The organism is Stenotrophomonas sp. CFBP8994, from assembly GCF_034044835.1.
GTDB lineage: Bacteria > Pseudomonadota > Gammaproteobacteria > Xanthomonadales > Xanthomonadaceae > Stenotrophomonas > Stenotrophomonas rhizophila_A.
On the sequence record NZ_JAXCWT010000001.1, the window covers coordinates 293,717 to 305,503 of the forward strand.

13 protein-coding genes are annotated in these 11,787 nt (G+C 65.0%); 6 read left to right on the forward strand and 7 right to left on the reverse strand.

Translation table 11 applies throughout. The annotated features are described in order from the left end of the window. Positions 1–45 precede the first annotated feature (45 nt). Positions 46–825 carry a ferredoxin--NADP reductase gene (locus SOM39_RS01435; RefSeq protein WP_068853026.1) on the forward strand — a complete coding sequence of 260 codons (780 nt, stop codon included), beginning with the start codon at positions 46–48 and terminating at the stop codon, positions 823–825. Positions 826–930: 105 nt separating this feature from the next. Here SOM39_RS01435 and SOM39_RS01440 read toward each other — a convergent pair whose 3' ends face one another. After that, a complete protein-coding gene (locus SOM39_RS01440; protein ID WP_320457265.1) occupies positions 931–1,413 on the reverse strand; it encodes a glutathione peroxidase in 483 nt (160 codons plus the stop codon). 124 nt (positions 1,414–1,537) lie between these two features. Between SOM39_RS01440 and SOM39_RS01445 the strand changes: the two genes are divergently transcribed. After that, positions 1,538–3,703, forward strand: a complete 2,166-nt coding sequence (locus SOM39_RS01445) for a M3 family metallopeptidase (RefSeq protein ID WP_320457266.1) — start codon at positions 1,538–1,540, stop codon at positions 3,701–3,703. 141 nt (positions 3,704–3,844) lie between these two features. Here the strand turns inward: SOM39_RS01445 and cfa are convergent, their stop codons facing one another. The 3 genes from cfa to SOM39_RS01460 all read right to left on the reverse strand — a co-directional run bounded on the left by cfa (position 3,845) and on the right by SOM39_RS01460 (position 6,198). Beyond that, entirely contained in the window at positions 3,845–4,963 is a 1,119-nt protein-coding gene (cfa, locus tag SOM39_RS01450; protein ID WP_320457267.1) for a cyclopropane fatty acyl phospholipid synthase, read from the reverse strand. Between the two features lie 13 nt (positions 4,964–4,976). After that, complete coding sequence (locus SOM39_RS01455; RefSeq protein WP_320457268.1) at positions 4,977–5,837, reverse strand: DUF3298 and DUF4163 domain-containing protein; 861 nt, start codon at positions 5,835–5,837, stop codon at positions 4,977–4,979. Between the two features lie 61 nt (positions 5,838–5,898). Next, entirely contained in the window at positions 5,899–6,198 is a 300-nt protein-coding gene (locus SOM39_RS01460) for a GNAT family N-acetyltransferase (protein WP_210130617.1), read from the reverse strand. A 212-nt stretch (positions 6,199–6,410) separates the two neighbouring features. On the opposite strand from SOM39_RS01460, the gene SOM39_RS01465 reads away from it, so the two are divergent. Beyond that, positions 6,411–6,587, forward strand: coding sequence for a hypothetical protein (locus SOM39_RS01465; protein WP_184126639.1), 177 nt, complete (start codon positions 6,411–6,413; stop codon positions 6,585–6,587). Positions 6,588–6,848: 261 nt separating this feature from the next. Here the strand turns inward: SOM39_RS01465 and SOM39_RS01470 are convergent, their stop codons facing one another. Then, positions 6,849–7,472 (reverse strand): rhomboid family intramembrane serine protease, encoded by a 624-nt coding sequence (locus tag SOM39_RS01470; protein ID WP_095362777.1) that lies wholly within the window; start codon positions 7,470–7,472, stop codon positions 6,849–6,851. Positions 7,473–7,480: 8 nt separating this feature from the next. Next, positions 7,481–9,043, reverse strand: coding sequence for an oligopeptide:H+ symporter (locus tag SOM39_RS01475; protein WP_068853049.1), 1,563 nt, complete (start codon positions 9,041–9,043; stop codon positions 7,481–7,483). Between the two features lie 164 nt (positions 9,044–9,207). Here SOM39_RS01475 and SOM39_RS01480 point away from each other — a divergent pair, with 164 nt between their 5' ends. Continuing rightward, the gene (locus SOM39_RS01480; protein WP_217536174.1) at positions 9,208–10,053 is read left to right on the forward strand and encodes an endonuclease/exonuclease/phosphatase family protein; all 846 of its coding nucleotides are present in this window, start codon (positions 9,208–9,210) and stop codon (positions 10,051–10,053) included. Positions 10,054–10,109: 56 nt separating this feature from the next. On the opposite strand, the gene SOM39_RS01485 is transcribed toward SOM39_RS01480, so the two are convergent. Then, on the reverse strand, positions 10,110–10,721 hold the full coding sequence (locus SOM39_RS01485; RefSeq protein ID WP_093532582.1) for a superoxide dismutase: 612 nt from the start codon (positions 10,719–10,721) through the stop codon (positions 10,110–10,112). Between the two features lie 151 nt (positions 10,722–10,872). Between SOM39_RS01485 and SOM39_RS01490 the strand changes: the two genes are divergently transcribed. Both SOM39_RS01490 and SOM39_RS01495 read left to right on the forward strand, forming a co-directional pair. Beyond that, positions 10,873–11,352 carry a ribonuclease domain-containing protein gene (locus tag SOM39_RS01490; RefSeq protein ID WP_320457269.1) on the forward strand — a complete coding sequence of 160 codons (480 nt, stop codon included), beginning with the start codon at positions 10,873–10,875 and terminating at the stop codon, positions 11,350–11,352. Continuing rightward, on the forward strand, positions 11,349–11,786 hold the full coding sequence (locus SOM39_RS01495; protein ID WP_320457270.1) for a barstar family protein: 438 nt from the start codon (positions 11,349–11,351) through the stop codon (positions 11,784–11,786). Before SOM39_RS01490 ends, SOM39_RS01495 begins: the two co-directional genes overlap by 4 nt. Position 11,787 lies beyond the last annotated feature (1 nt).

The following is an 11,787-nucleotide window of genomic DNA, read 5'->3' on the forward strand; positions in this document are numbered from 1 at the left end:
TTTGAGATAAACTGGGCGGGACAACACAGATCAGACCCCCTCCCCATGTCTTCCGCTTTCGGCGCCGAAACGGTGCTTGAGGTCCGTCACTGGACCGACGCCTACTTCAGCTTCACCACGACCCGCGACAGCGGTTTCCGCTTCGAGAACGGCCAGTTCGTGATGATCGGCCTGGAAACCGAAGCGCGGCCGCTGCTGCGCGCGTATTCCATCGCCAGCGCGAACTGGGAAGAGAACCTGGAATTCTTCAGCATCAAGGTCCAGGACGGCCCGCTGACCTCTCGCCTGCAGCACATCAAACCGGGCGACAAGGTGCTGGTTGGCAAGAAGCCCACCGGCACCCTGCTGATCAGCGACCTGCACCCGGGCAAGCACCTGTACCTGCTGGGCACCGGCACCGGCCTGGCGCCGTGGCTGTCGGTGATCAAGGACCCGGAAACCTACGAGCGCTTCGACAAGGTGATCCTGACCCACGGCGTGCGCTACGAAAAGGACCTGGCCTACCGCGAGCTGTTCGAGAAGGAACTGCGCGAGCATGAGTTCCTGGGCGAGATGATCGGCGACAAGCTGCTGTACTACCCGGCGGTGACCCGCGAACCGTTCCCGAACCAGGGCCGGCTGACCTCGCTGATGGAAAGCGGCGAGATGCAGCGCACCCTGGGCCTGCCCGAACTGAGCCCGGAAAACGACCGCGCCATGATCTGCGGCAGCCCGCAGATGCTGGCCGACCTGCGCAGCGTGCTGGACGCCCGTGGCTTCCAGACTTCGCCGCGGATCGGTACGCCCGGCCACTACGTGTTCGAGCGCGCGTTCGTCGAAAAGTAACCGCTGCGGCATGCGCCGGACGCATCGCGTGGGACACGCATGGCGTGTCGCTACGCCTGTTCGCCGGTCACGAATCCGTAGGGACACGCCATGCGTGTCCAGCAGTCACCCCAACGCAGCCTGGATATCGCCGCGCAGGTTTTCCGGTTTGTCAGTCGGCGCGTAGCGTTCGAGCACCTTGCCATCACGGCCGACCAGGAACTTGCTGAAGTTCCATTTGATCGCGCCGATGCCCAGCAGCCCGGACTTTTCGGCCTTGAGCCATTTCCACAGCGGGTGCGCGCCATCCCCGTTGACCTCGATCTTCTCCGAAAGCGGGAAGTCCACCCCGTAGGTCAGCGAGCAGAAACTGCGGATCTCGTCCGCGTTGCCAGGTTCCTGGTGGCCGAACTGATCGCACGGGAAGCCGATCACCACCAGGCCCTGGTCGCGGTATTCCCGCCACACCTCCTCCAGGCCCTTGTACTGGGGCGTGAAGCCGCACTTGCTGGCCACGTTCACCAGCAGCAGCGCCTTGCCACGGTACTGGCCAAGGTCCTGCTGCTGGCCGTCCAGGTCCACGAACGAGAAATCGAAGGCGGTGGTCATGGTCGTGCTCCAGGGAGGGGTGTGGCCATTGTATCGATACGACCACCGCACATGCCTTTCGACACAAGCCCCCACCCCTCACCCCGGGTTAACCTCGGGCACTTGTCTGACCGGAGATTACCCCTTGACCACCCGCCTTGCCCTTGCCGTCGCCGTGACCCTCGGCCTTGCCCTGCCCGCCTATTCCGCCGTTGCCGCCGCGCCTGCGGCCAGCGCTGCCCAGCAGGCCAACCCGTTCTTCGCCGACAGCACCCTGCCGCTGCACTACCCGCAGTTCGACAAGATCAAGGACAGCGACTTCGCCCCCGCCTTCGATGCCGGCATGGCCCAGCAGCTGAAGGAAGTGGAGGCCATCGCCAACAACAAGGCCAAGCCGACCTTCGACAACACCCTCATCGCCCTGGAAAAGAGCGGTGACACCCTCGACCGTGCGACCACCGTGTTCTTCAGCCTGGTCGGCGCCGACACGAACGATGCGCGCAAGAAGCTGCAGGCCGACTACTCGGCAAAGTTCGCCGCGCACAGCGATGCGATCGCGCTGAACGGCAAGCTGTTCGCCCGCATCCAGGCCCTGTATGACACCCGCACCCAGCTCGGGCTGGATGCCGAAGGCGTGCGCCTGGTCGAGAAGTACTACGAGAGCTACGTGCGCGCCGGCGCCAAGCTCAATGACGCCGACAAGACCAAGCTCAAGGAAATGAACGCCGAGCTGGCCAACCTGGGCACCAAGTTCAGCCAGAACGTGCAGAACGAAGTGAACGCATCTGCCGTGATCGTCGACGACGTCAAGCAGCTGGACGGCCTGTCGGCCGAACAGATCGCTGCCGCCTCCGAAGCGGCCAAGGCCCGCAAGCTGGACGGCAAGTACGTCATCGCCCTGCTCAACACCACCGGCCAGCCGCCGCTGACCAACCTGGCCAACCGCGACCTGCGCAAGAAGATCTACGATGCCTCGGTCACCCGTGGCAGCCGCGGTGGCGAGTTCGACAACACCGCGCTGGTCGCGCGCATCATGCAGCTGCGCGCCGACAAGGCCAAGCTGATGGGCTTCGAGAACTTCGCTGCCTACAACCTGACCAACCAGACCGCCAAGACCCCCGAAGCGGTCAACGCCATGCTCGGCCAGCTCGCCCCGGCTGCGGTCGCCAATGCCAAGCGCGAAGCGGCCGACCTGCAGGCGATGATCGACAAGGAGCAGAAGGCCGCCGGCAAGAAGAGCTTCCAGCTGGAAGCATGGGACTGGGCCTACTACAGCGAGAAGGTGCGCCAGGCCAAGTACAACTTCGACGAATCCCAGCTCAAGCCGTACTTCGAGCTGAAGAACGTGCTGGAAAACGGCGTGTTCTTCGCCGCCAACCAGGAATACGGCCTGACCTTCAAGCAGCGCACCGACCTGCCGGTCTACCACGACGACGTGACCGTCTACGACGTGTTCGACGCCGATGGCAGCCAGCTGGCGATCTTCATCTTCGACCCGTACGCACGCGCGTCCAAGCGTGGCGGTGCGTGGATGAACTCCTATGTGTCGCAGTCCAAGCTGACCGGCTTCAAGCCGGTGGTGGCCAACCACCTCAACATTCCCAAGCCGCCGGCCGGCCAGCCGACCCTGCTGACCTGGGATGAAGTGACCACCACCTTCCACGAATTCGGCCACGCCCTGCACGGCATGTTCTCGAACGTGAAGTACCCCTACTTCTCGGGCACCTCGGTGCCGCGTGACTTCGTCGAGTTCCCCTCGCAGGTCAACGAGATGTGGTCGGACAACCCGCTCATCCTGAAGAACTACGCCAAGCACTACCAGAACGGTACCGCGATGCCGCAGGCGCTGCTGGACAAGGTGATCGCCGCGGCCAAGTTCAACCAGGGCTTTGCCACCACCGAGTACCTGGGTGCGGCCATGCTGGACCAGCGCTGGCACCAGATCGGCCCGGACCAGGTGCCGGCCGCCAAGGACGTGATGGCCTTCGAGCGCGCGGCGCTGGAGAAGGACGGCATCTACTACGCGCCGGTACCGCCGCGCTACAAGACCCCGTACTTCAGCCACATCATGGGCGGCTACTCGGCCGGCTACTACGCCTACATCTGGTCGGAAGTGCTGGATGCCAACACCCAGAAGTGGTTCCGCGACAACGGCGGCCTGAGCCGCAAGAACGGCGACCATTTCCGCGAAACCCTGTTGTCCAAGGGCGGCAGCGTGGATGCGATGCAGCTGTTCCAGAACTTCGCCGGCCACGAACCGCAGATCGAGCCGCTGCTGGAAAAGCGTGGGCTGGTTCCGGAAAAGAAGTAACGCGCCTGCAAGTCAAAACCGCCCGGCACATGCCGGGCGGTTTTTTTTTCTTCGTCGGATTCTTCGCGGACACGCATGGCGTGCCCCTACGTAGCGACACGCCATGCGTGTCCCTGGCCATGCCACACCGTTCGCGTGTGATCACCTCGGTGCGACATACCCGCCCGGAACGCCATTCGGCGACAGCACCAGCTGCCACAGCTGGGCGTGCCGGCAGCAGAAGCTGGACATCGAGCCGGCCAGGTAGAACCGCCACATGCGCTTGAAGCGTTCGTCGTAGCGTTGCGGGTCCAGCCTTGACCAGGCCGCCTCCACGTTGCTGCGCCAGGCCTGCAGCGTGCGGTCGTAGTCGGCGCCGAAACTGTGCCAGTCCTCCAGCACGAACAGGCCTTCATAGGCGGTAGTGATCTGCGCCGCCGACGGCAGCATCGAGTTGGGGAAGATGTAGCGCGCGATCCACGGGTCGGTGCGGTGGCGCGAGAGATTGCTGCCGATGCTGTGCAGCAGGAACAACCCGTCCGCTGCCAGGCAACGCCGCGCCATCTCGAAATAGCTGCGGTAGTTCTTGTCGCCCACGTGTTCGAACATGCCTACCGACAGGATCGCGTCAAAGGTCTCGTCGACATCGTGGTAGTCCTGCAGGCGGATCTCGATCGGCAGCCCGGCGCACAGCTCACGTGCGTACTCGGCCTGCTCCTGCGAGATGGTGATGCCCACGCCGGAGACGCCGTAGCGTTCGGCGGCGAACTTCAGGGCCTCGCCCCAGCCGCAGCCGATGTCGAGCACGCGTTGGCCCGGGCGCAGCCGGAGCTTTCGGCAGATCAGGTCGAGCTTGGCTTCCTGCGCGGTGTCCAGATCGTCCGCGCCCGCCCAGTACCCACAGCTGTAGACCAGCCGCTTGCCCAGCATCGCGCCGTAAAGATCGTTGCCCAGATCATAATGGCGACGGCCCACCTCGAGGTTGCCGCCGCCGGACTGCAGGTTGAACAGCCGCGCCTTGAGCGCGTCACCCAGTTCGCGCCAGCCGTGCACGCGTTCGTCCAGGTGCGCCTGCATCAGGTGCAGCAGGAACCCGTCCAGCGATTCCGCGTCCCATTGCCCGTCCATGTAGCTTTCGCCCAGGCCGAGCGACCCGTGCGCGATCACGCGCGCGTAGAAACTCGGGTCGTGCACCTGGATGTCGTGCGGACGCTCACCGTCAACGGTGACGTCCGCCTCGTGCAGCAACTCGATGACCCGTCGTTGCAGCCCCACGTCCACGCTCCGCCCCCTTCTAGCCCTTGGCGAACAGCCCGGCGTAGGCCGGGGCCACGTGCGGTGCCAGCACGGCGGCGGGCACGTCCACGGTCTGGGTGCCATCCGAATACGGCCCTACCTGGTACGGCGGGAACACGAACCGCACCGCGGTGATCAGCCCATTGGGGTCGGTCATCGGCTGGAACTGGCTGAAATTCTCGGCGCTGGCCCCGGTGCCGTCGGCGATCATGCGGCTGGCGCTGCGCAGCGATTCCTGCAGCTGGCCCGGGTCCATGTCTTCACTGCTCAGCCGGGTCGCCACGCGCTCCTTGAGCTGGTCGGCGATGTAGTCGCTGACCACGCCCCAGCCCTTGGTATCGGCAATCAGCTTGTCGGCGGTGAGCATGGTCTGCGTTTCCGGCAGCCACACGAAACGCGCCACCAGCGGTTCGCCATGGGCACCGCCGGTATAACGGCTGCCGTCGGCGCTGATCACCACCAGCTGCGGGGTCTCCAGCACCTTTTCGAAACTCAGCGACAGCTCGTAGGGCATGGTCGGCTTGTCGTTGCCCAGGCCGTCCACGGCCTGCTGCAGTTCAGCGCGCGCCGCCGTGGCGTAGTCCGACAGCGCCTTGGCCAGCCCGGGGAAGCGGTTCACGTCCTGCGGGTAGCTGATGCCCACCACCGCCTGCGGGGTGTTTTCAATGACGTCACGCAGCTCCAGTGGCGCCTCGACGGCGGCCTGCGGCGCGGTGGCATCCGGCTGTGCGGTGGTGGTGTCGGTTGCCGGTGCGACAGCGGTATCCGCCTCGCGCTTGCAGCCGGCCAGCAGCACCAGCCCCACGGCCAACGCCAGCGCGCCGGTACGCAGCGCGCGGCGGTTTCCTGCGATGTTCATTGCTATCCCCTTGTTGAAACCCAGCATGATGATCCTTCGTCCGTGAAAAAAACTGTGCCTGCTACGCCAGCAGGTCGTCGTACTCGGTGTGCCGTTGGAAGAACTGCTCGGCGTAGGCACACGCCGGCACCACCTTGTACTTGTTGTCGCGCGCGTAGCGCAGGGCGACCTTGGTCAGTTCCCCGGCGATGCCGCGGCCGGCAATGGCCTCGGGAACCTCGGTATGGGTGATGACCATCCGCTTCCGCTTGATCTGGTAATCCAGCAGCGCGAGATATCCCTGGATCCGGGCCTGGAACCGGTGGCGGACCAGATCGTGCTCCACCTCGTACGCCAATCCGGGCGGGGTGACCGAAGCCATGGGCGGTGTCTCCTGCGGCGACTGTCGCGATAGTGCGCAGCGTAGCGCCATGATCGCGTGAAGCCTGAACAGGGGCAACAGGCGACGCATTTGGTCACATAAGGTCCTAAAGTCCGCCCGATTCAAGCCGATATCGGTTTCGGACAGGCCGCAAAAACTGGCACGCGTTTTGCGACACCTGTCTGCCCCATCCGTGTCCCAAGGAGTGTCACATGGACCATGCACCCGACTTCACCCAGCCCGGCGACGCCGACAGCTCGCTGCTGGAAGGCCTGTTCCAGCTGGCCCTGAATGGCCAGACCCAGGGGTCGGAGTTCGACCTGATCGACCACGAGGTCTACGCCCGCCTGCTCAGCACCTACGGTACCGACCAGCGTTTCGCTGCGTGATGGAGCGTCACGACCAACGGTCGTGACCTACCTCGATCCTGCTTACCGTCTGCCCCGGTGCGTCACGACCAACGGTCGTGACCTACCTCGATCCTGCTTACCGTCTGCCCCGGTGCGTCACGACCAACGGTCGTGACCTACCCAATGCCCGGCGGTAGGTCACGACCGTTGGTATGCCTGCCTGCGGCAGGCCCCCTTCGGGCCGTCGGCAAGCGACGTTAGGAACGGCTGCGCCGTTCCTTGCGTGACCGCCCTTGCCCTTCAGCCGCCCAGGCTGAAGCGCGGGTTGCTCAACTCGCGCAGGAAGTGGTCGAAGATCGCCGGGCGCATCGCCAGCATGAAGATCACGCCGAACGCGGCACCGGCCAGGTGCGCGCTGTGGTTGATGCGGTCACCGCCCTTGCGGTCCATCCAGATGCTGTAGCCGACGTAGAACGCGGCATAGATGATCGCCGGCGCCGGGATGAAGAACACGAAGATGATGCTCCACGGGCTGATCAGGATGAAGGCGAACAGCACCGCCGACACCGCGCCCGACGCGCCCAGGCTCATGTAGTTCGGGTTCTTCTGGTTCTTCAGGTAGCTGGGCAGGATCGACACCACCAGCGCACCCAGGTAGAACGCCGGGTACGTGAGGTAGCTGCCGGTGAGGTTGACCATCACCGACTCGATCTGGCCGCCGAAGAAGAACAGCGTGATCATGTTGAACGCCAGGTGCGCCAGGTCCGCGTGGATGAACCCGTAGGTCACCAGGCGGTCGTACTGGCGCTTGCGGTCCACCGCTGGCGGCCACAGGATCAGGCGGTCGGCCAGCGCGCGGTTCTTGAACGCCATCCAGGAGACAAGAACGGTGATGGCGATCAGCAGCAGGTTGACGGGGGTCATGGCGGTACTCAGGCAGCGCGGTAGTTGTCGACCATACGATAGCGCTTGGCATACCAACCGAAGGCCAACGCCGCCACGAAGGCGAAGCCGGCGAAGAAGAACATCAGGAACGCGGCCTCGCTGAGCCCGGTACTGGCGATCTGGTGGGTCACCGTGTCGTTGCGCACCGCCGCGTTGGACAGCAGCACCCACAGGTTGCCGATGGTGGTGGTGAGGTTCCAGAAGCTCATCACCACGCCCTTCATCGCCTGCGGCGCCTGGCTGTAGGCGAACTCCAGGCCGGTTGCCGAGACCAGCACCTCACCGAAGGTGAGCAGCGCATACGGCAGCATCTGCCAGAAGATGGACATGACGTTGCCGCCATCCATCATCACCTGGATGCCGCCGACCACGATCCAGGCCAGGCCGCTGAAGGCAATGCCGGCGGTCATGCGGCGCAGCGCGGTCGGCTCGAAGCCGAACCGGCGCAGGGCCGGGTACAGCACCAGGTTGTTGAACGGAATCAGGATCATCACCAGCAGCGGGTTCAGCGCCTGCATCTGCGAGGCGGTGAACCAGGACGGCATGGCCATCTGCTGGCCCTGCAGCACCCAGGTGGACGCCTTCTGGTCGAACAGCGAGAAGAACGGCGTGGTCAGCGCGAAGATCACCAGCACGCGCAGTACCGAACGCACGCCCTCCACGGCCTCGGCCGGGTGCACCGCGCGGGCGCGGTCGAGCTGGATCCAGGTACCGCCGCCCACGCCGGCCAGCACCAGCACCAGCGCGATGCACAGGCAGATCACGATGCCCAGGCTGCCGACCAGACCCATCGAGGCCACCGCCAGCACCGCGCCCAGGATGGCCAGGGTAAGACCCGGACGGCCCTTGCCCGGCACCTGCGCGGTCAGCGCGGTACGCACCACGTTGCCGAACGAATGCGGGTCCTTGGGCGGCAGCGGCACCAGCACGTAGCGCTTGCGGCCCAGCCAGAACACGAAGGTGGCCACGAACATCAGGATGCCCGGGATGCCGAACGCCCACTGCGGGCCCAGGTTCTTCAGCGCCAGCGGGATCAGCAGCGAGGCGAACAGCGAGCCGAAATTGATGATCCAGTAGAACGCGTCGAAGACGATCTTGGCCAGGTGCTTGTTGCTCTGGTCGAACTGGTCGCCCATGAACGAGGCCACCAGCGGCTTGATGCCGCCGGCACCCAGCGCGATCAGGCCCAGCCCGAGGAAGAAGCCTTCGCGGCTGTTCTCGAACAGCGCCAGGCAGGCATGGCCGGCGCAGTAGATCAGGCTGAACCAGAGGATGGTGTGGTACTTGCCGAAGAACTTGTCGGCCAGCCAGCCGCCCAGCAGCGGGAAGAAGTACACGCCGATCATGAAGCTGTGCATGATGTCCTTGGCCTCGCCGGCCCGGCCATCGGCCGTGATCTCCTGCAGCAGCAGCGAGGTGATCAGGAACTGCACCAGGATGTTGCGCATCCCATAGAAGCTGAACCGCTCGCAGGCCTCATTGCCGATGATGTACGGAATCTGGCGCGGCATGCTTCCCTTGCCAGCGCTGGCGGCTGCGGTCGTGCTCATTCTATGGGGCTGTCCTGCGGGTTCAAAGGGCGCAAGGTTACCGGAAGGGCCACGGCGGCGCACGTTGCGGCCGAACGTGACAACGCCGCCGCGCAATGGCAGGCATCTGAAAACCGTTGACGGAAGTCACGGCACGTCGACGGACCAAGCGTAAACTTATCGTTATGCGCCTCCTCCCCACGGTTGTCGCAGGACGCTGGCACGGCTGGTTCCTGCTCCTGTTGTTGACCACTCCCGCGCTCCCGGCCGCCGCCCGGCAGAGCGAGGCGCCGCCACGCCTGCTCAGGATCGCCACACTGGAACTGCCGGCGGCCGACGAGGCCCAATGGGAGCAGCGCCGCGACCAGCTGCTGCAGGTGCTGGAAGGCCTGCAGCCGGACGTGATCGCCGTGCAGCGGGTGCTGCAGACCAAGGGCGGCAACCCCGCCTGCTGGCTGGCCACCCGCCTGCGCTACAGCTGCGACTTCGTCACCGCCGACCCGCCCAGCCAGCCGCTGCGCCACGGCAGTGCCATGCTCAGCCGGCTGCCGGTGGCCGAAGACGGGGTCACCCTGCTGCATCCGCCGGGCCGGTTCAGTGCGGCGGGCATGCTGCGGGTGAACCTGCAGGACGAGCAGATCAACATCTATGTTGCACGGCTGCGCCCGGACCCGGACGAAGCGCTGGTGCGAAAGCACCAGACCAGCGACCTGATGACCTGGATCGGTGCCACCTCGGACGGCCTGCCATCGTTGATTGCAGGCGACTTCTCGGCTGACACCGATGAACTGGTGCGCAGCTCACCCGGCTTCCAGCCGGCGCGCAAGAATCCCGGCGAGCGCGTCGACCCGCCGTCGGCAGCCGGGATCGCGGGCGGCCATGGGCTGGATGTGCTGTTCCAGGTGAGCCACTTCGCCGGGCAAGGCCTGCAACCGCTGAAGCTGCCCGCACTGGAAGGCACCGATATCGGCGCCCTGCGCCTGGGCATCATTGCGACCCTGAGGCTTCAGGGCGAAGCCCAGGCCCGGTAAACGAAAAGGCCAGGCATTTCTGCCTGGCCTTTCCGGTATCCAGTTCAACGCAGGAATCAGGCGATGGCTTCCTGGTAACGACGCTCGACTTCCTTCCAGTCGACCACGTTGAAGAACGCGCCGATGTATTCCGGGCGACGGTTCTGGTACTTCAGGTAGTACGCGTGTTCCCACACGTCCAGGCCCAGGATCGGCGTGTTGCCTTCCATCAACGGGCTGTCCTGGTTGCCGGTGCTTTCCACTACCAGCTTCTTGTCCGGGGTCACGCTCAGCCACGCCCAGCCGCTGCCGAAACGGGTCAGCGCCGCCTTGGTGAAGGCTTCCTTGAACTTCTCGAAACCGCCCAGCTGGGCGTCGATGGCCTGGCCGACGTCGCCAGTCGGGTTACCGCCGGCGTTGGGCGCCATCACGGTCCAGAACAGGGTGTGGTTGGCGTGCCCGCCACCGTTGTTGCGCACCGGGCCCTGCAGGTTTTCCGGCAGCGACTTGAGCTTCTTGACCAGCTCCTCAACCGGCAGGTCGGCGTATTCGGTGCCTTCCAGTGCCGCGTTGACGTTGTTGATGTAGGTCTGGTGGTGCTTGGTGTGGTGGATTTCCATCGTGGCCGCATCAATGTGCGGCTCAAGCGCGTCGTAGGCGTAGGACAGCTTGGGGAGGGTGTAGGCCATGTGGTTCTCCTGGTAGCTCACTCGCCCGGCGAAGACCGGGCGTTGCGAAGTCGATGATGGGGATGGCCGCCAAGCTTACCAACCCCCACGTAAAGGAAACTTCGTTTGGCTACGCTACATTAACCCCGTCCCCCGCACACTCGATGTTCACATGCGCAAACCTCTACTGCTGCTCGTTGCCATTGTCCTGCTGGTGGGCGGTCTTTTCGCCATCAAGGAAGCCCAGCGCGCGCCCGCGCCGCAGTTCGCGCCGTCGCTGACCCAGCCAGCCGCCGATGCTGCGCCACTCGACAACGCCCCGGCCAATCCCGGCGCCGCCGCGCAGCGCACTCACGACCCACTGCCTGCCTTCCTGCCTGCAGAAGCACGCCAGACCATCCTCCTGATCCAGCGCGGCGGTCCCTACCCGCACCGCCAGGACGGCGGCGTTTTCAGCAACCGCGAACAGCGCCTGCCGGAGCGCCCGCGCGGCTATTACCGCGAGTACACCGTGGACACGCCGGGTGCCGGCAACCGCGGCGCACGCCGCATCGTGACCGGCGGCAGTCCGCCGACCGGTTGGTTCTACACCGACGACCATTACGAAACCTTCCGCAGTTTCGAGGTCCCACCTGCCGGGAGCTGGCAATGAACCACGATGGATTCGAACTGGGTCTGGACGACATCAACAATGCGGGCGTGTATTCGGTCACCAACGCCGACATCGGCCCGCTGTCGGCCGCGATGCGCGATGCCGGCCTGCGCGTGGCCACGATCGACCTGGGCGGCTGCCGCGACAAGCGAACCCTGATCGCACGCGTTGCCGCGCAGATGGATTTCCCGCAGACATTTGGTGGCAACTGGGACGCGCTGCTGGATTGCCTGCGCGACCTCGGGTGGATGAAGGCCAACGGCTACGCGTTGTTCTTCAGTGATGCGGACGAGTTGCAGGAAAACGCGGAGAAGGACTTCGACACGTTCCTGGATGTGCTGGAGGACGCCAGCAAGACGTGGCTCGAACACGACGTGCCGTTCTGGGCATTCGTCGCGCTGGAAGACGCAGGAAGCGACGATTCGGAGGGGTAAT

Excerpts from the sequence above, each read along its gene's own strand:
- SOM39_RS01435 (WP_068853026.1), top strand. The coding sequence starts at position 46 with ATGTCTTCCGCTTTCGGCGCCGAAACGGTGCTTGAGGTCCGTCACTGG.
- SOM39_RS01440 (WP_320457265.1), bottom strand. The coding sequence starts at position 1,413 with ATGACCACCGCCTTCGATTTCTCGTTCGTGGACCTGGACGGCCAGCAG.
- SOM39_RS01455 (WP_320457268.1), bottom strand. The coding sequence starts at position 5,837 with ATGAACATCGCAGGAAACCGCCGCGCGCTGCGTACCGGCGCGCTGGCG.
- SOM39_RS01460 (WP_210130617.1), bottom strand. The coding sequence starts at position 6,198 with ATGGCTTCGGTCACCCCGCCCGGATTGGCGTACGAGGTGGAGCACGAT.
- SOM39_RS01465 (WP_184126639.1), top strand. The coding sequence starts at position 6,411 with ATGGACCATGCACCCGACTTCACCCAGCCCGGCGACGCCGACAGCTCG.
- SOM39_RS01470 (WP_095362777.1), bottom strand. The coding sequence starts at position 7,472 with ATGACCCCCGTCAACCTGCTGCTGATCGCCATCACCGTTCTTGTCTCC.
- SOM39_RS01475 (WP_068853049.1), bottom strand. The coding sequence starts at position 9,043 with ATGAGCACGACCGCAGCCGCCAGCGCTGGCAAGGGAAGCATGCCGCGC.
- SOM39_RS01480 (WP_217536174.1), top strand. The coding sequence starts at position 9,208 with ATGCGCCTCCTCCCCACGGTTGTCGCAGGACGCTGGCACGGCTGGTTC.
- SOM39_RS01485 (WP_093532582.1), bottom strand. The coding sequence starts at position 10,721 with ATGGCCTACACCCTCCCCAAGCTGTCCTACGCCTACGACGCGCTTGAG.
- SOM39_RS01490 (WP_320457269.1), top strand. The coding sequence starts at position 10,873 with ATGCGCAAACCTCTACTGCTGCTCGTTGCCATTGTCCTGCTGGTGGGC.
- SOM39_RS01495 (WP_320457270.1), top strand. The coding sequence starts at position 11,349 with ATGAACCACGATGGATTCGAACTGGGTCTGGACGACATCAACAATGCG.